Below are 17,473 nucleotides of genomic sequence, written 5' to 3' on the forward strand. Positions count from 1 at the left end.
ATTGAAAATTTAATTAGTGGGGATTTTTTCCTATATAAATCCGATTTTTACGATATAAAAAAAGACTGCCGTATTTCGGCAGTCTTAATCGATAAATTCAAATTCATATTCAAGAATTTTTACAATATCTCCGTCTTTTGCACCACGTGCACGAAGCGCTTCATCAATACCCATTCCGCGCATTTGACGAGCGAAACGACGTACAGATTCATCACGTGAGAAGTCTGTCATCTTGAATGTTTTCTCGATATCGTAACCAGAGATAACAAACGTGCCATCACTTTCACGTGTAATTTCAAATTTAACACCTTCAGTATCAAATTTGTACATTACACTTGTATCAGACTCATCCGCAACTTCATGTATTGGGAATTCTGGTGTTGTTTCTATTAAGTTCGCTACTTCAAACAGTAAGTCACGAACACCTTGTCTTGTTACAGCTGAGATTGGGAAGATTTTTACTTCGTCTCCCACTTTCTCTTTAAATGCTTGTAAGTTTTCTTCTGCATCTGGCATATCCATTTTGTTTGCAACAACAACTTGCGGACGCTCAGTTAAGCGAAGATTGTATTCTTTCAATTCATTATTAATCGTTACGTAATCTTCATATGGATCACGGCCTTCTAAACCAGACATATCAATAACATGCACGATTACACGTGTACGCTCAATATGACGTAAGAATTGGTGTCCAAGTCCGACGCCAGCATGTGCGCCTTCAATTAGTCCTGGAAGGTCAGCCATAACGAAGCTGCGGTTATCACCAGTTTCAACAACACCAAGATTCGGAACGATTGTTGTGAAGTGATACTCTGCAATTTTCGGACGCGCTGATGATACAACAGATAATAATGTAGATTTACCTACACTTGGGAATCCAACAAGTCCAACGTCTGCTAGTACTTTAAGTTCTAGAATAACATCACGCTCTTGACCTGGTTCCCCGTTCTCAGCGATTTCTGGCGCTGGGTTCGTAGCTGTTGCGAAACGTGAGTTACCACGGCCACCACGGCCACCTTTTGCAATTACAGCAGTTTGTCCATGCGTTACTAAATCGGCAAGAATTTGACCAGTTTTTTCATCTTTTACTACTGTTCCTGGCGGAACCTTTACAAGTAAATCTTCAGATTTACGTCCGTGCTGACCTTTACTCATTCCGTGCTGACCGCGATCAGCTTTGAAATGACGTTGGTAGCGGAAGTCCATTAATGTACGTAAGCCTTCCTCAACTACGAAAACAACATCTGCACCTTTACCTCCGTCGCCACCTGCTGGGCCACCTTTTGGTACATACTTCTCACGACGATACGCAACCATACCATTACCACCGTCGCCGCCTTTTACATATATCTTGACCTGATCTACAAACATTATTTCACCACACTTTTTTCAATTGGTTGTAATATAACTGAGACTTCTTCGTCTCGCACTGTATAAGAAATGGAATACCATTTATTGTTTTGGGTCGCAAGCCAATTCTGTAGTTCTTCTACACTCGTTAGCTTACCACGAAAATCAAAAAAGAAACGAGCATTATCCGCGTCACATTCAATTGTGATACAAACATAATTTTCAACATATACGTCTAAACTATGCTGAAGCATCGAGAAAAATTGATTCGTCCATGTACATACAGTCTCATCTAAGTGAGATAAGTTATGTAATTTCCCTAATACTTCGTACTCCAATAAGCACGGCTGCTGTTTCCAATTATATGTTAAAATCCACTCTGAAAATAAAGGCATTGATAGCCCCATCAGATTGGATTCTTGTCTCGCTTCTTGGACAAAACGATCGATGAGACTATGAATTTCTTCCACTTTTCCAAGGGAAAGGTTTCCTTTCACCATCTGCATACGATTGAGCCAATCATGTCTTGAATGGCGCAATGCATCTATAATTGTCCATTTTTCATTCATTTAGATACCCCTTAATATAGAAAAACTCTAACCTGCACTCAGGTTAGAGTTTTCCGTGAGTTCTTATGCTTCTTGAGCAACAGGATATACGCTCACTTGTTTGCGGTCACGACCAAGACGCTCAAAGCGTACTACGCCGTCAACTTTCGCGTATAAAGTGTCATCGCCACCACGACCAACGTTAACACCTGGATAAATTTTTGTACCGCGTTGACGGTAAAGAATTGAACCACCTGTAACCGTTTGACCATCTGCGCGTTTAGCACCAAGACGTTTTGACTGAGAGTCACGACCGTTCTTTGTACTACCTACACCTTTCTTAGATGCGAAAAACTGAAGATCTAATCTTAACATACGTTACACCTCCTGCACTTTTTCTATTAAACGGATATACTTTCCGTAATCAAGTTCGATCGTCTTAAGCGAAACAACTAATCCTTCTAAAAGCGTTTGTGCTTTTTCTGCTGCATGAACGTCTAAATCATTAGGCAATTCATACGTTAAGAATCCGCCATCACTTCCGAGTTCAATAGTTGCTTGCACATTACAAAGTTCTTCCACTGCATTTATAGAACCAAACACAACCGCTGTAGTTCCAGCACAGACAAGGTCTTGTCCATGTGGCGCATAATCGGCATGTCCAGTCATTTTAAATGATTGGATACTTCCTAATTTCGTGCGACTTATCGTAATTTTAATCATGTTAACCAGAATTAAGCGTTGATAGCTTCAACAACTAGCTTAGTGTAAGGTTGACGATGACCTTGTTTCTTACGATTGTTCTTTTTCGCTTTGTATTTGAAAACGATGATTTTCTTAGCGCGACCTTGTTTTTCAACTTTCGCAGTAACTGTTGCACCTTCTACAACTGGGCTACCAACTTTAACGTTTTCGCCACCAACGAAAAGAACTTTGTCAAAAGTAACAGTTTCACCAGCTTCAACATCTAATTTTTCAATGTAGATTGCTTGACCAGCTTCAACTTTAATTTGTTTTCCACCTGTTTCGATAATTGCGTACATACTTGCACCTCCTCTTAATTACTAAGACTCGCCAAAAACGAGGTAGACATAAATGCCTTTAGGGAACCTGTCTTGTGCGGTTGTAGCATATAGCCGTTTAGGTGCTATAAACTATAACATAAAGATGTTATCATGAATCATAGACGGTTGTCAATAAATGTTCTGCTAACTATTTTTTCCGTTCTACAATTTCTTTTTTACTTCCAAAACGAACGATAGCATACTTTTCGATAATATCATCTTTGAAATAAATTTCAAATGGAATATTTTTTTGTAATCCTTTTTGCAAAAACTGTTTTTGCAGTTCTTTAGGCGCAGCGATTAATACTGCTTCATCTTCTATATTGCCATATGTGATTAGTTCTCTCTCTAACTCATACGCAATTGTTTCATGCGACATCACATAACCCGTCGCTTTGCAAGGTACACACTCTTTTAATAATACGTCCCGTAAAGAATGCTTTTTACGTTTACGTGTCATTTCCAAAATCCCTAGCTCCGTAAAGCCGAGCACCCTTGTATATGTTCGGTCATCTTGCATAGCAGCTATGAGACATTCTCTTACCTTTTCTTTATCTTCTCTTTTTTTCATATTAATAAAATCAATTAATATCATACCACCAATATCACGAAGTCTTAATTGGCGTGCAATTTCTTCAGCGGCTAGCTCATTTGTGCGAAGTACTGTATCTTGTAAATTTTGTTTTCCCGTAAACTTGCCCGTATTCACATCAATTACAGTCATCGTCTCCATTTGTTCTACAATTAAATAAGCACCATTTGGAAGCCAAACAATTTTTTGGAGTGCTTTCTCAATCTCACGCTCTATTCCAAAATGGTTAAACATCGAAGACTTTTCATTATAAAAAGATACTTTTTCTTTTCCAACTTTGTCTTCTAATTCCTTTACTATACTTCTTGTATCTACAACTACTTTTTCAATTGTTTCAATTGGGTTCTCTTGAAATACACGATCTAAAAAGGTCGCCGGTCGATGAAGTAATAACGGCACCTTTCCTTGACCCTCTTTTCTTTTTAACTCTTCATACAACTGTTGTAATCCTTGCATTTCAGCTTGTATTTCTTCAATTGCTCCTTTTTCAGAAGCAGAACGGAAAATGTACCCCCCCGTTCCCTCTATTTCAATTTGGAGTAACTGTTGTCTTCTTTTATTATTTTTTATTTTTCGAGAAACAGCGCGCATCTCATCAAACGGCATATAAACGACATATTTCCCGGTAAATTCTATATTCGCTGTCAATTTAGGCCCTTTCGTATCAATTGCCTCTTTCACAACTTGTACGAGTATCGCTTGCCCTTCATGTATACGATAAGAAGATGGTACATCATCGTATGAAAGGTAAGCATGTTTTTCTAAACCGATGTTTACAAAAGCTGCATTCATTCCAGCAATTGTTCTTACGACACGTCCAACATAAATATGCCCAACAATCTCTTGCTCTTCATTACGTTTCCATAAAAACTCAACAATCTTTTTCTTCTCTTCAATTGCAACGCGCTTTTCCGAACCAGCGTAATTCACATATAACGTTTTCAAAATTATTTCCTCACTTTATAATCTTCTTTGCTTTTACAATAATAAAAGGTTAGTGCTATCGTCAACACTAACCGATTAATTCTTCAACTGATGAAGTTGTTCGTTTTTCAGTAAAATATGCATAGAGCAATTCATTTTCATCCAATGTGTAATGCTCTTTATATTTTCCACGGACGATAATAGAATGCTTATATCCTCTACGAAATTTTGTGAAAATCGTATATAAACGATCTTCCGTTTGCACTTCAATAGGTGCAATCTTTTCGATTCCTCTTTTGTTTCCATAATAACGTTCTAATAAAAAACGCATAAATGCATACCGTCTTTGTTTCCACTCTTGATATAATGACACTGCTAAAAATATGAGTAGTACCCACATCATAATATTGTTACTATTCCAAAGTAACTGCCATCCTAATATTACACTAAAAAAAACACATGACAATTGCATCATCTTTTCATGTGCTTGTAAATAAGGGAAACGATATGATAATACATTAAACAATACTTTCCCGCCATCTAACGGCCAAATAGGAAGTAAATTGAATGCTAAAATAATTATATTATTCCACATGAAGAAATAATATAAATCTGCATTCAGCCAACCAGCTTTGAACAACATATAACCTACCAGCATCATCCAAACATGTTGAATCGGTCCTGCAATTACGACAACAAGTTCCTCTTTCAATGACTTATTACCATGTTCCTCAAGCTCGGCAACGCCACCAAACGGCAAAAGCTGAATTCTTTTTATACGCCAATTATAGTGTGCTGCTGCAAAAGCATGCCCAAGTTCATGAATAAGAACAATACAAAATAACAGTAGTAACTCTTTAAAACGCGCAGTAAAAATACCAATGACAATAATAACCCAAAATAATGGATGCACGGAAATTTTCGTTAAAACGTCCCTATATTTAATCAAATGATATCACCTGGATCGGATCAATAAATTTCTCATTCTTTTTTATCGCGAAATAAAACTTTCCATTTTTATCATTTGTATCATTACTCACCGTTCCAATTTTTTGTTTCTTTGAAACGTAATCATATAATTTCACTGACATATCGTTTAAGTTTGCATACCATGACTCCGTACCATCTGCATGTTGAATTTGAACTGTATTTCCAAGTTCCTCTTTCTTGCCTGCAAAAACAACTAACCCTTCATTTACTGACTCCACTTTTGCATTTGTAGCTGTTTGGACAAATACACCTTGGCCATTTTTTTGAAACCCTTGCATTACCTTTCCAGAAGCAGGAATTGCATAATCTTTTTGCTGAATACTTCCTTCTTTTTTCTCGTTCGGCGAATAGAATACAAGCGGTTTTCCAAATTGCTTTTCGTACCATTTCGCTACAGTAGCAAACTGAAATTCCTCTTTCATCACTTTTTCTGTAACAGCTTTAGCTCCATTGAATGAAGAAGGAGCATTCTTATATAAAATAGCAACCGAAAGAACTAATATTGCTGATAATAAAACTTTGAAGAAAAAGACTTCCTTTCGAAATAAAGGATGCATTTCCTTTTCTCCATCTTCAATAAATACTGCTTCACTATCAAAATTCCCTCCGTTAAAATACTGCTCTTCCTCCATCCTTTCTTGCTCGGCCTTCCTTTTTGCAATCCGCTTTTTAATTTCTTCTACGCGTCTATTCTTCATACTGTCTCCTTTCTTTCGTTAAGCTAATTTCATTAGAAACAGTTGTATACAGTTTGTACATATGTATGAGCTAAGAAAGAAAGATATTCGTGTGAAGAAAAAAGAAAGCACCTCGCATATGTGCGAAGTGCTCTTAACGGATTCCAAAGAAGTTTTTCACCTTTGCAAATACCGATACCTTTTCTTGTTCAAATGCTTGTAATGGTACATTCTCACCTAACAAGCGTCTTGCAATATTACGATAAGCCAACGCTGCTTTTCCGCTTGGTTGCAACGCCACAGGTTCACCTGTATTTGTAGCTCGAATAACTTCATCGTCATCTTCGACAACACCAAGAAGCTCGATTGACAATGTACGTACAATTTCATCAACATCTAACATATCCTGTTCATGAAGCATATGACTACGTACACGGTTAATAACAAGTTTGGGTGGTTCAATATCCTCTTTTTCTAAAAGCCCAATAATACGATCCGCATCGCGCATTGAGGATACTTCTGGAGTCGTAACAACGATTGCTTTATCCGCACCAGCTACCGCATTTTTAAATCCCTGCTCAATCCCCGCAGGACAATCGATTAATATGTAATCATAATCTTGACGTAATACTTGTATTAATTCATCCATTTGTTCAGGTGTTACCGCTGATTTATCACTCGTTTGTGCTGCAGGTAATAAATAAAGATCGTCAAAACGTTTGTCTTTAATAAGAGCCTGAGGTAAACGGCAACGCCCTTCAACGACATCAACAAGATCAAATACAATACGATTTTCCAGCCCCATTACTACGTCTAAATTTCGAAGACCGATATCTGTGTCAATTAAGCACACTTTCTTTCCAGATAACGCTAGGGCCGTACCAATGTTCGCAGATGTAGTAGTTTTACCTACTCCGCCTTTTCCAGATGTAATTACTATTGCCTCTCCCACAGCTATACAATTCCCCTTTCTAACTTTGTTAAATTAGGTCTAAGATGAGTGAGAAGTTGCAGGCGATCGACAACAATGTGATTGTTCTCATTAATATACGCACATTCTGCCGCCTCCGCTCCGTCTTCTTTCTCTTCCGGAGCCCGCATTGCCACATCACTAATTCGAAGTTGCATCGGGTTCATAACAGATGCAGCGATTACAGCATCCGAATCCCCATAATACCCAGCATGTGCAATTCCTCTTAATGATCCTACGACAAAAATATTCCCCCCAGCGATAACCGTTCCGCCTGGATTAACATCTCCAATTAACAACAAATTTCCTTTTACATGTAAAACTTGTCCAGAGCGAACAATTTTGGAAATAGGGACAATTTCTGTTTCTTCTTTCCAAGCTATTGCTTCTGCTTTAGTGATAACATCACTTTCAATTGAATCCACAACAAGATTCTTTTTATTACGAATTAACGTACGAATCTCTTCTTGTTGGACTTCTGTTAAATAACGATTTCCTACTTTCACATGCACTTCAATTAAAGAGCGCCCATCACCATCGTAGTAATGTGTAGAAAGTTTTTCGTCTAATTCCATCAATAATTCTGAGAATGAACAACAATCATCTAAATGAAGCGTTATCCCATCTTTTGTCCCTTTTATCGTTACATTTTGTTGCTTTTTTTCTTCCACTAAAGTTCACCCCACCGATTCAATTCGACATAAAATTAGAAAATCCTTTTTTCTTTTTCTTCCATCGCTTTTGAAAGACGCACTATATATCGTCTCAGTGGGAAACAAACTATCAATAAGAAAATAGCATTTAACAATAAAGTAGAAAGGAGACGATCTGTGAAAAAGACATACGCTGGCATATGAGTACGTCCTAATAAAGTTAAGAATCCATACACATAATACTCTAGTGCTACAACGCTAGCTAATATGATAGAAACAACAATAAATAAATTCAATTGTAGTACTTTCATCACACTATATACTAAATAAGCTAAAATCGGATAAGCAAAAATATATATCCCGACAAGTTCTGTGTATACGGTATCAAATAAGAAGCCAAATAATAGTCCGTAATAAATCCCTTGGACCGGACTATAATACACTGTAATAAAACATAAGACGATTATAAAGAAATGCGGTGCTGCTATGCTGTCTTTCCAAAATACATCCGTTGGAACAACAGTAGCAAACATATTTTCAAATAGAAACACAAAAAGGAGCAAAAGAGGAAGAGCTGCTCTTTTTAATATCTTCATCATCTCTTCTTCTCCTCCTATTCTAATGGCGCTGAAGGTGTTGCACGTTTAGCAACCGTAATATGCTCTACGTCATTTAAATCAGCGGCAGGTTTTACATAAGCTGTTTTTGTTAAGCCATATGCATCCGGCTGAACTTCAACGATTTTTCCAATTACAAGACCTTTCGGGAAAATATCACCCAGTCCAGATGTTACAACTAGTTGATCTTTCTCTACCGGTGCATCAGAGCCAATCTTTGTGAAAAGAAGTAATTGCTTTTCTTTGTCATAACCTTCAATCAATCCAAAGATTTTCTCTTGCCCTTGTACAATAGCAGAAACGCGATTTGTTCGGCTCATAGAACTTAGTAATTCTACTGATGATGTAAACTGAGATACACTTTTCACTCTTCCAACTAACCCTTGTGAAGTTACTACAGCCATATCTTTTTTAATTCCTTGCTGTGCCCCTTTATCAATTCCAATTAAATCGTACCATTTATCTGGATTACGAGAAACAACAGTAGCTGGAATTTCAGTATACCCGCTATTTAACTCTTTTTTACCAGTTAGCTCTTGTAACTTCTTGTTATCATCTTCTAATTGTTTTACTTTCCCTGATAGACCTGCATAATTATCTAATTTTGCTTTTAATTCTTTATTCTCTTCATACGTGCGCTTTACATCCTCTACATTTTCGAAGAATCCAGCTACGTATTTCGCTGGCTTTTGGAATACACGTTCTACAACACCGACAGTATCTTTAACAAACTGCTCTGGCCATGTTAAACTGTTCCGTTCTTTCAATGAGATTCCAATCAATGCCACGAGAAGAATAATACTAACCAACAAAACAATTAATCTTTTGTTTAAGAAAAACTGTGGCACGTTCACACCCTCTTAATTTCACTGATTTTTATTTTGCAATATTATCGAGCAGCAGTTTTGAAAAGATCGATATTGTCTAATGCTTTACCTGTTCCAATTGCTACGCAATCTAATGGATCTTCTGCAACAAGAACTGGCATTTTCGTTTCTTCACTAATTACTTTATCTAAATTACGTAGTAATGCCCCGCCACCTGTTAATACGATACCGCGGTCCATAATATCAGCCGCTAATTCAGGTGGAGTTTTTTCTAACGTATTTTTAACTGATTCTACAATCGCATCTACTGTATCTTTTAATGCATCTGCAATTTCTTCTGGCTGAATTAGTACTGTTTTTGGTAAACCACTTACTAAATCACGACCGCGAATTTCCATAGGCTCGATACCTTCTGGCTCGCCTGCAGAACCAATTTCTAATTTTAATGCTTCAGCTGTTCTTTCACCGATCATTAAGTTATAGCTTTTCTTAATGTACTGAATGATTGAATCGTCCATATCATCACCAGCAACACGGACTGACTGGCTTGTTACAATACCACCTAGAGAAATAATTGCAACTTCTGTTGTACCGCCACCGATATCAACAACCATACTACCAGTTGGTTCCCAAACAGGTAAGTTTGCACCAATTGCTGCTGCAAATGGCTCTTCGATAGGATAAGCATCACGAGCACCCGCTTGACGAGTCGCATCGATTACTGCACGTCTTTCTACAGCTGTAATACCAGATGGTACACATACCATTACATACGGCTTACGTGAGAAGAAACCGTTTGATTTTTGAGCTTGTTGAATGTAATATTTCATCATTGTTGCAGTTGTTTCATAATCAGCAATTACACCGTCTTTCATCGGGCGAAGTGCCACAACGTTCCCTGGTGTACGACCAATCATTTGTTTTGCATCGCTACCTACAGCAACGATTTGTTTCGTATCAGTTTGTAACGCAACTACTGAAGGTTCACGTAAAACTACACCTTTTCCTTTTACATATACAAGCGTGTTCGCAGTTCCTAAGTCTATTCCAAGATCGCGAGTAAATCCACCAAATCCAAACATATTATTTATCTTCCTTTCTTGTTTTCACGGACTCATTTTTTCTTACTTTATATTATAAAAACAGTACGTTTTTTATATCTTTATCCTTTTTGTAGATAAATTTCTACAAAAAACTCATAAATCACATTATAAAACAAAATAAGTAAAAAGCATAGTCTTAAATATGACCTTTTTCCTTTAAACTCACGAATTTATGGTCACCTATTATAATATGATCAAGCACTTCAATTCCGATAATCTGGCCGCATTCTACTAAGCGTTTTGTTACTGCAATATCTTCACGGCTCGGCGTGGGATCTCCTGAGGGATGGTTATGAAGACATATGATAGAGGCTGCTGCACGACGGAAGGCTTCTTTAAAAACTTCCCTCGGGTGTACAATTGACGTGTTTAAACTTCCAATAAAGATCGTTTGCCTATGTATAACTTGATTTTTTGTATTTAAATATAAACAAACAAAATGCTCTTGTTGTAAAAAACGCATTTCTTCCATCATGTATTTCGCACAATCTTCTGGACTTCGAATACTATATCTATTTTGATATTCTAAACGTACCATTCTTCTGCCTAGTTCAAAGGCTGCCATAAGTTGCGATGCCTTTGAAATCCCAATACCATGTATACTAATTAGCTCTTCTAATGTTGCATCTTTCAACATACGTAAGCCATCAAATTGATGTAAAATTTTATCTGATAACTTTAAAACTGTTTCTTCTTTAGAACCTGTTCTGAGTAACACTGCGAGAAGCTCTCGATTTGATAAACTTCCAGCACCTTCTAACAATAAACGCTCCCGTGGCTGTTCTTCTCTTACAACATCACGAATACCGTTCATCTCTCCACCCCTTTATTTGTTCTCTCAAAGAAAACCCCATGCAATTTTACGCATGGGTTACATCAATATCAAATTGTTTTAATTCCCGAACGAGACGTGCAATTGGTAAGCCAACTACACTATAGTAGTCCCCTTGAATATTTTGAACGAAAATAGATCCTTTACCTTGAATCCCATAACTACCGGCTTTATCAAGAGGTTCTTTCGACGCGACGTATGTATCAATTTCCTCTTCTGTTAACTCCCAAAATGTAACTTCTGTACGCTCATAAAAAGTAACCGTTTTTTCTTTTGCTATAATTGCAACACCTGTATACACTTCATGTGTTTTCCCTGATAGTAATTGCAACATCTCTTTCGCCTCATCCTCATTAGAAGGCTTACCAAGAATACGCGACTCATATGTAACAATTGTATCTGCACCTAACACAATGTGATCACTATTATTTTCTGCCACCGCTGATGCTTTTTGCAAGGCAAGCGACATTACAATATCAGAAGGCGATGAATATGCACCAATTGTTTCCTCTACTTCACTTACAACGATTTCAAATGGCACACTAGCTAACTCAAGCAATTCCTTCCTCCGAGGTGACCCTGAAGCTAAAATTATTTTTCTCATATTTTCTCCTTCCTTTCTCACATGAAGCAGAACAATTTATATTAATCGTATCAAAGGAATAGTTTGTCCACAAATGAAAGAAATATTAATTTCTCTAACTAAAATAACACTTCTTTATTGCATACGATTATATTCCTGTCATAGAGAAAGCACTTTGCTCTAAATTCAAAAGAAAAGAAAGAAGTACATGTACTTCTTTCTTACTCATTTTATTATCCTATCATTTCACTTTCTACGAAACAATTTTTTCATACGAGAGTAAACCATCAATAATAACTTGATTTAATTTCGCCAAAGATTCCTTATCCATCTTCCCATCTTTTACTGTTTGTACAGCTACCGACGTATACATATACAGTTTCTTTGCTTCTTCTTGTTTCATACTTTTCCCTTCTTTTTCAACCTTTTTCCATTCTTTTTCAATTACTTCTATATCTTTTGCGCTGCTTTTTCCACCAACTTGTACGCTAGAAGCATATTTTGCTAAATGAGTGTATAATGGCTGCACTTTTGTTAAAAATGTTCCTACTTCTTTATCATCTTTCAGCAATGCTTTATCTGTTATATCCCAGTTCTTTTTTAAAACGGAGACACCATCATTTTTATACTTAGTCATTAATTGATTTATAGACTGTTCATCGCTAGCAATACCAACAACTATTGCATACTTATCACCGCTCGGTCTTAAAGCACCAATGCCCCCATTGCCTTTCCATTCTTCAAGAGCTGCCTGTCCCTTTTCTTCAGAAGAATAAAGCCCCCCTTGAACAAAAAATAATTTCATTGGATCCAATGACGTTCCTGCTTGTGCTTTTTGTTTTTCTTCTTTCGGTGCTGGTGTTTGTTCTGCCGTTCCACCCACCTTTGATTCTCCATTTCCAGTCGGCCTTGAAGCTGTCACTTCACTTCCTCCTGTCGTCCCTTGTCCAGTAAGTAAATGAAGCATCCCCATTCCAAACGCCGTACCGATAATGATTGCAGTTGCAACGATTACAATTAATGTATTACTCCACTTCTTTCGGTATTTTTCCACAGACATTGATTTCCCTTTTTGAAACGGAACAACATTTTTCGGTCGTTCACTTTCTACTACCATCCATTCAAATTCATCTTTCTTTTTTTCCTCATACTTCGCTTCTGTTCCATTCACTTTCACTGAGATCGTTCGTGATTGCTTGTCCATACACTCACACCTCACCTCTTATCGTTGTCCGCATCATATCATATTCATTTCATAAAAAAACGAGATATTTGTCAGAGGAATTCGCCAAATAACCCTATATATTTATCTTATATGTATGCATTTGACTTCATTTGTAGAACAAAAAAACTAGATAGCAAAGACTATCTAGTTTTTCTCGCAAATATATTTTCGTACTTCAGAAATGAAATAAAGAGAACCTGTTATGATAAAAACATCATTTTCTGCTATCATTTCAACTTTTGTATCAATTGCCTCTTTCCAATTTTCAAAAACTAATTTTGATTCTTTCTGTGAATATGATGCAAGCTTATCAGCAGAAATAGCACGATCAAAGGCGAATGTTGTAAAAATAATTTCATCTGCAATGGTTTCTAATTGGCCTACCATGTTATGTAATTGTTTATCACCAAGGGCAGTAAATAACACTATTACATTTTTATCTTTGTAATGCGCTTCTACTGTTTTCACAAGGCTTTCGATACCTTCTGGATTATGAGCACCATCTATAATAATATCTGGATTACTTTGCAGTTTTTCAAAGCGCCCCACCCAATACGCTTCCTGTAATCCAGTTCTTATTTCTTCTTCCTCAATTAAAAATGATAAGTATGTTTTTACATACATGACTGCCATAAGCGCAAGTGCTGCGTTTCCTACTTGGTGGCTGCCTTTCATTGTGATTCGCACATCTTCAAAAGAGGCGAAAGGACAAGTGAAATCGAACTGTTCTCCATCTTCACTAGACTGTTTATGTAATGCTGTAAAATGGTTGCCCATCTCGTATAAGTTTGCATGATTTTCCTTTGCAACATTTTGAATGACTTGCAAAGCTTCTTCATCTTGTACACCAGTAATTACCGGCACGCCAGACTTAATAATCCCCGCCTTTTCATATGCAATTTCTCCTAGTGTATTTCCTAAAATATGCATATGATCGTGACCGATATTCGTAATAATCGTGAGGACAGGGTGTATAACATTGGTAGAATCAAAACGTCCACCAAGCCCTGTTTCAAATAAAACAACATCACAGAAATTGAATTTGCCGAAATAGCAAATCGCCATAACAGTAATAATTTCAAACTCTGTCGCTTCCCCTAAATCCGTTTCATCTAGTTTTTCCACGACTGGTTTTACCAGCTTTACAAGTTCAGTAATCTCTTCGTCTGCAATTGGTGTTCCATTCACACTAATGCGTTCATTAAATGATTCGATGTAAGGAGAGGTAAACGTTCCTACCTTATATTTCGCGCCTTCTAACATGTAACGCATATATGTTAACGTTGAACCTTTTCCATTTGTACCAGCAAGATGAACACATTTTATATGACGCTCTGGATTTCCGAGCTCTTCTAGCATCCAATTCATTCTTTCTAATCCTGGTTTAATACCAAATTTCAATCGGCTATGAATCCACCCTATCGCTTCTTCGTATGTATGTATCACGTATGCTTTTCCCCTTTCAAAAGACAACTTTCATAGTTCTATTATACGCAAAGAAAAGAGACTCACCAATATAGTGAGTCTCTAAAAATATTTTTACTTTTCAAGATCTGCTAGACGTTGACGAACTGCTTCGCGTTTTTCTAGGTAATCTTGCTCTTTCGCACGCTCTCCTTCAATAACCGCTGCAGGAGCTTTCGCTACGAAACCTTGGTTAGAAAGTTTCTTCTGTACACGTTCTACTTCTTTATCGAACTTCTCAAGTTCTTTCTCAAGACGAGCTCTCTCTTCATCAAGATTGATAAGATCAGCTAACGGTAAGAATAACTCTGCACCTGATACGATTGCAGTCATTGCTTTTTCTGGCGCTTGTAAGTCCGTTTGAATTGTTAATTCGCTTGGGTTACAGAAACGCTCAATGTAAGAGCTATTTTTCGTAAGTTGAGCAAGTACAGCCTCATCTTTTGCTTTAATTTGCATTTGAACTTTTTTGCTCATTGGCGTATTTACTTCTGCACGGATGTTACGAACAGAGCGAATGATATCAACTAGAAGGTGCATTTCTGCCGCAGCCTCCGTATCTTGTAAATCTTCGCGAACTGTTGGCCACGCAGCTACTGTAATAGACTCGCCTTCATGCGGTAAATGTTGCCAAATTTTCTCTGTTACGAATGGCATGAATGGGTGTAATAGACGCATTGTTTGATCTAATACGTAAGCTAAAATAGAACGAGTTGTTTTCTTAGCTGCTTCATCTTCACCGTATAGTGGAAGTTTCGCCATTTCAATATACCAATCACAGAAATCGTCCCAAATGAAGTTGTATAATGAACGACCAGCTTCACCGAACTCATATTTATCCATGTTACGTGTTACGCTTTCGATTGTTTCGTTTAAGCGAGTTAAGATCCACTTATCCGCAACTGATTTTTCACCAGTTAAATCGATTTCTTCATACTTCATATCATCCATGTTCATTAATACGAAACGTGATGCGTTCCAAATTTTATTAATGAAGTTCCAAGTAGATTCTACTTTTTCCATGCTGAAACGTAAATCTTGACCTGGTGCACTTCCTGTTGATAAGAAGAAACGCATTGCATCTGCACCGTACTTCTCGATAACATCCATTGGATCAATACCGTTACCAAGAGATTTACTCATTTTACGACCTTGCTCGTCACGAACTAAACCGTGAATTAATACATCTTTAAATGGACGCTCGCCTGTAAACTCTAAACCTTGGAAAATCATACGAGATACCCAGAAGAAGATGATATCATAACCCGTTACTAGTGCATCTGTTGAATAGTAACGTTTGAAGTCTGCTGAATCTTCATTTGGCCAACCAAGTGTGGAGAATGGCCATAATGCTGAACTGAACCATGTATCAAGTACATCGTTATCTTGATTCCAGTTTTCAATATCTGCTGGTGCTTCTGTACCTACGTATACTTCACCAGTTTCTTTATGGTACCAAGCTGGAATACGGTGTCCCCACCATAATTGACGAGAAATACACCAGTCATGAATATTTTCCATCCAACGTAAATATGTGTTTTCAAAACGCTCTGGTACGAACGTTACTTTTTCTTCTTCTTTTTGTTGAAGCGCTACTGCTTTTTCAGCAAGTGGAGCCATTTTTACGAACCACTGTGTTGATAAATAAGGCTCAACAACCGCACCGCTACGCTCACTATGACCTACTGAATGCATATGTGGCTCGATTTCTACTAATACGCCAGCTTCTTGTAAGTCTTTTACTAATTCTTTACGGCATTCGAAACGATCCATACCGTTATACTTACCAGCTTTTTCGTTCATCGATCCATCTTCGTTCATTACTAAGATGCGTGGTAAGTCATGACGGTTACCTACTTCAAAGTCATTCGGGTCATGAGCTGGTGTAATTTTTACAACGCCCGTTCCGAAATCTTTTTCTACGTACTCATCAGCAATAATCGGAATCTCACGGCCTACGATTGGAAGTGTAACTGTTTTTCCGATTAAATGTTTGTAACGATCGTCTTCTGGATGAACTGCTACTGCTGTATCACCAAGCATCGTTTCTGGACGAGTAGTAGCAAGACGAATGTGACCAGAACCATCTGTTAACGGATAGTTCATATGGTAGAATGCACCTTGAACTTCTTTATGAATTACTTCAATATCAGAAAGAGCTGTACGTGTTGCTGGATCCCAGTTGATGATATATTCACCACGGTAAATTAAGCCTTTTTCGTATAATTGAACGAATACTTTATTAACCGCATCTGATAAACCTTTGTCTAATGTGAAGCGTTCACGAGAATAGTCTAGTCCTAAACCAACTTTCCCCCATTGTTGACGAATGTGAGAAGCGTACTCTTCTTTCCACTCCCAAGCTTTTTCAAGGAATTTTTCACGGCCAAGATCGTAACGTGAAATACCTTCTTCACGAAGTTTTCCTTCTACTTTCGCTTGTGTTGCGATACCAGCATGGTCCATTCCTGGAAGCCATAGTACATCGTATCCTTGCATACGCTTCGTACGAGTTAAAATATCTTGAAGAGTTGTATCCCAAGCATGACCTAAGTGTAACTTACCAGTTACGTTTGGAGGTGGAATTACAATTGTATACGGTTGTTTCTTCTCGTCTCCTGTTGCTTCAAAATATTTGCCTTCAAGCCACCATTGATAAAGGCCTTCTTCAACGGACATATGATCATATTTAGTTGGTAAATTCTTTTCCGTGTTTGACATTATTTTCCCTCCTTAAAATAAAAAATGTCCCTCATCCAAAAAGGACGAGGGACATCGCGGTACCACCTTTATTTACAAACAAATTCATAATTTGCTTATACTCTTAATTTGATAACGGACAAATCCGTCTTTTCCTAATAAGAACTATTCCGTTCAGAAAAGATGCTCCAGGGCTACCTTCTAACATAACTATCTAGAGAATCTCCCAGCTAATGATTCTCCTCTCTGAAGACGTTTCATGTTATACTCTTCCCCTTCAAGGCATTTATATGATTGTTAATTATTATATACAATAGTGTAAAAAACGAAACCTTATTCGTCAAGATAAATTTA

General features: G+C 37.4%; 18 protein-coding genes and 2 other annotated features. All 18 genes read right to left on the reverse strand.

Annotation, left to right across the window (positions count from 1 at the left end; translation table 11 throughout):
* Window positions 1–84: 84 nt before the first annotated feature.
* The 18 genes from obgE to ACTFN4_RS04720 all read right to left on the reverse strand — a co-directional run bounded on the left by obgE (window position 85) and on the right by ACTFN4_RS04720 (window position 17,140).
* On the reverse strand, window positions 85–1,371 hold the full coding sequence (gene obgE, locus ACTFN4_RS04635; protein WP_000497128.1) for a GTPase ObgE: 1,287 nt from the start codon (window positions 1,369–1,371) through the stop codon (window positions 85–87).
* Window positions 1,371–1,919 carry a sporulation initiation phosphotransferase B gene (locus ACTFN4_RS04640; protein WP_001003584.1) on the reverse strand — a complete coding sequence of 183 codons (549 nt, stop codon included), beginning with the start codon at window positions 1,917–1,919 and terminating at the stop codon, window positions 1,371–1,373. The genes obgE and ACTFN4_RS04640 overlap by 1 nt, the downstream gene beginning before the upstream one ends.
* A 63-nt stretch (window positions 1,920–1,982) precedes the next feature.
* Entirely contained in the window at window positions 1,983–2,273 is a 291-nt protein-coding gene (rpmA, locus tag ACTFN4_RS04645) for a 50S ribosomal protein L27 (RefSeq protein WP_000944958.1), read from the reverse strand.
* A 3-nt stretch (window positions 2,274–2,276) separates the two neighbouring features.
* Complete coding sequence (locus ACTFN4_RS04650) at window positions 2,277–2,621, reverse strand: ribosomal-processing cysteine protease Prp (RefSeq protein ID WP_001973720.1); 345 nt, start codon at window positions 2,619–2,621, stop codon at window positions 2,277–2,279.
* Between the two features lie 11 nt (window positions 2,622–2,632).
* Complete coding sequence (gene rplU, locus ACTFN4_RS04655) at window positions 2,633–2,941, reverse strand: 50S ribosomal protein L21 (protein ID WP_000270907.1); 309 nt, start codon at window positions 2,939–2,941, stop codon at window positions 2,633–2,635.
* A 14-nt stretch (window positions 2,942–2,955) separates the two neighbouring features.
* Window positions 2,956–3,033 (reverse strand) — a sequence feature (ribosomal protein L21 leader region).
* A 77-nt stretch (window positions 3,034–3,110) separates the two neighbouring features.
* Window positions 3,111–4,499: an Rne/Rng family ribonuclease gene (locus ACTFN4_RS04660; protein ID WP_000855491.1), complete on the reverse strand. Its 1,389-nt coding sequence runs from the start codon at window positions 4,497–4,499 to the stop codon at window positions 3,111–3,113.
* Window positions 4,500–4,566: 67 nt separating this feature from the next.
* Complete coding sequence (gene spoIVFB / locus ACTFN4_RS04665) at window positions 4,567–5,427, reverse strand: stage IV sporulation intramembrane metalloprotease SpoIVFB (protein ID WP_000599058.1); 861 nt, start codon at window positions 5,425–5,427, stop codon at window positions 4,567–4,569.
* A complete protein-coding gene (gene spoIVFA / locus ACTFN4_RS04670; protein ID WP_000797471.1) occupies window positions 5,420–6,166 on the reverse strand; it encodes a stage IV sporulation protein SpoIVFA in 747 nt (248 codons plus the stop codon). The genes spoIVFB and spoIVFA overlap by 8 nt, the downstream gene beginning before the upstream one ends.
* 133 nt (window positions 6,167–6,299) lie before the next feature.
* Window positions 6,300–7,097 (reverse strand): septum site-determining protein MinD, encoded by a 798-nt coding sequence (minD, locus tag ACTFN4_RS04675; RefSeq protein WP_000503309.1) that lies wholly within the window; start codon window positions 7,095–7,097, stop codon window positions 6,300–6,302.
* A gap of 2 nt (window positions 7,098–7,099) precedes the next feature.
* Complete coding sequence (gene minC / locus ACTFN4_RS04680; RefSeq protein WP_000391521.1) at window positions 7,100–7,786, reverse strand: septum site-determining protein MinC; 687 nt, start codon at window positions 7,784–7,786, stop codon at window positions 7,100–7,102.
* A 35-nt stretch (window positions 7,787–7,821) separates the two neighbouring features.
* Window positions 7,822–8,367 carry a rod shape-determining protein MreD gene (gene mreD / locus ACTFN4_RS04685; protein WP_000975766.1) on the reverse strand — a complete coding sequence of 182 codons (546 nt, stop codon included), beginning with the start codon at window positions 8,365–8,367 and terminating at the stop codon, window positions 7,822–7,824.
* A 14-nt stretch (window positions 8,368–8,381) separates the two neighbouring features.
* The gene (mreC, locus tag ACTFN4_RS04690; protein WP_001135488.1) at window positions 8,382–9,233 is read right to left on the reverse strand and encodes a rod shape-determining protein MreC; all 852 of its coding nucleotides are present in this window, start codon (window positions 9,231–9,233) and stop codon (window positions 8,382–8,384) included.
* Window positions 9,234–9,274: 41 nt separating this feature from the next.
* Entirely contained in the window at window positions 9,275–10,294 is a 1,020-nt protein-coding gene (gene mreB / locus ACTFN4_RS04695) for a cell shape-determining protein MreB (protein ID WP_000466736.1), read from the reverse strand.
* A gap of 157 nt (window positions 10,295–10,451) precedes the next feature.
* Window positions 10,452–11,129, reverse strand: a complete 678-nt coding sequence (radC, locus tag ACTFN4_RS04700; RefSeq protein WP_001013390.1) for a RadC family protein — start codon at window positions 11,127–11,129, stop codon at window positions 10,452–10,454.
* 46 nt (window positions 11,130–11,175) lie between these two features.
* Entirely contained in the window at window positions 11,176–11,751 is a 576-nt protein-coding gene (locus ACTFN4_RS04705) for a Maf family protein (protein WP_001226291.1), read from the reverse strand.
* A gap of 232 nt (window positions 11,752–11,983) precedes the next feature.
* Window positions 11,984–12,934 carry a hypothetical protein gene (locus ACTFN4_RS04710; protein ID WP_000361018.1) on the reverse strand — a complete coding sequence of 317 codons (951 nt, stop codon included), beginning with the start codon at window positions 12,932–12,934 and terminating at the stop codon, window positions 11,984–11,986.
* A 165-nt stretch (window positions 12,935–13,099) separates the two neighbouring features.
* Window positions 13,100–14,401, reverse strand: coding sequence for a bifunctional folylpolyglutamate synthase/dihydrofolate synthase (locus ACTFN4_RS04715; RefSeq protein WP_000582039.1), 1,302 nt, complete (start codon window positions 14,399–14,401; stop codon window positions 13,100–13,102).
* Between the two features lie 93 nt (window positions 14,402–14,494).
* Window positions 14,495–17,140 carry a valine--tRNA ligase gene (locus ACTFN4_RS04720; protein WP_000072244.1) on the reverse strand — a complete coding sequence of 882 codons (2,646 nt, stop codon included), beginning with the start codon at window positions 17,138–17,140 and terminating at the stop codon, window positions 14,495–14,497.
* A gap of 37 nt (window positions 17,141–17,177) precedes the next feature.
* Window positions 17,178–17,409 (reverse strand) — a binding site (T-box leader).
* Between the last annotated feature and the right edge of the window lie 64 nt (window positions 17,410–17,473).

The sequence above is a fragment of the Bacillus cereus group sp. MYBK95-2 genome, assembly GCF_051915225.1.
Lineage (GTDB): Bacteria > Bacillota > Bacilli > Bacillales > Bacillaceae_G > Bacillus_A > Bacillus_A cereus.

Bases quoted from the DNA above. Each gene is read 5' to 3' on its own strand.
- obgE (WP_000497128.1), bottom strand. From the start codon at position 1,371: ATGTTTGTAGATCAGGTCAAGATATATGTAAAAGGCGGCGACGGTGGT.
- ACTFN4_RS04640 (WP_001003584.1), bottom strand. From the start codon at position 1,919: ATGAATGAAAAATGGACAATTATAGATGCATTGCGCCATTCAAGACAT.
- rpmA (WP_000944958.1), bottom strand. From the start codon at position 2,273: ATGTTAAGATTAGATCTTCAGTTTTTCGCATCTAAGAAAGGTGTAGGT.
- ACTFN4_RS04650 (WP_001973720.1), bottom strand. From the start codon at position 2,621: ATGATTAAAATTACGATAAGTCGCACGAAATTAGGAAGTATCCAATCA.
- rplU (WP_000270907.1), bottom strand. From the start codon at position 2,941: ATGTACGCAATTATCGAAACAGGTGGAAAACAAATTAAAGTTGAAGCT.
- spoIVFA (WP_000797471.1), bottom strand. From the start codon at position 6,166: ATGAAGAATAGACGCGTAGAAGAAATTAAAAAGCGGATTGCAAAAAGG.
- mreD (WP_000975766.1), bottom strand. From the start codon at position 8,367: ATGATGAAGATATTAAAAAGAGCAGCTCTTCCTCTTTTGCTCCTTTTT.
- mreB (WP_000466736.1), bottom strand. From the start codon at position 10,294: ATGTTTGGATTTGGTGGATTTACTCGCGATCTTGGAATAGACTTAGGA.
- radC (WP_001013390.1), bottom strand. From the start codon at position 11,129: ATGAACGGTATTCGTGATGTTGTAAGAGAAGAACAGCCACGGGAGCGT.
- ACTFN4_RS04705 (WP_001226291.1), bottom strand. From the start codon at position 11,751: ATGAGAAAAATAATTTTAGCTTCAGGGTCACCTCGGAGGAAGGAATTG.
- ACTFN4_RS04710 (WP_000361018.1), bottom strand. From the start codon at position 12,934: ATGGACAAGCAATCACGAACGATCTCAGTGAAAGTGAATGGAACAGAA.
- ACTFN4_RS04720 (WP_000072244.1), bottom strand. From the start codon at position 17,140: ATGTCAAACACGGAAAAGAATTTACCAACTAAATATGATCATATGTCC.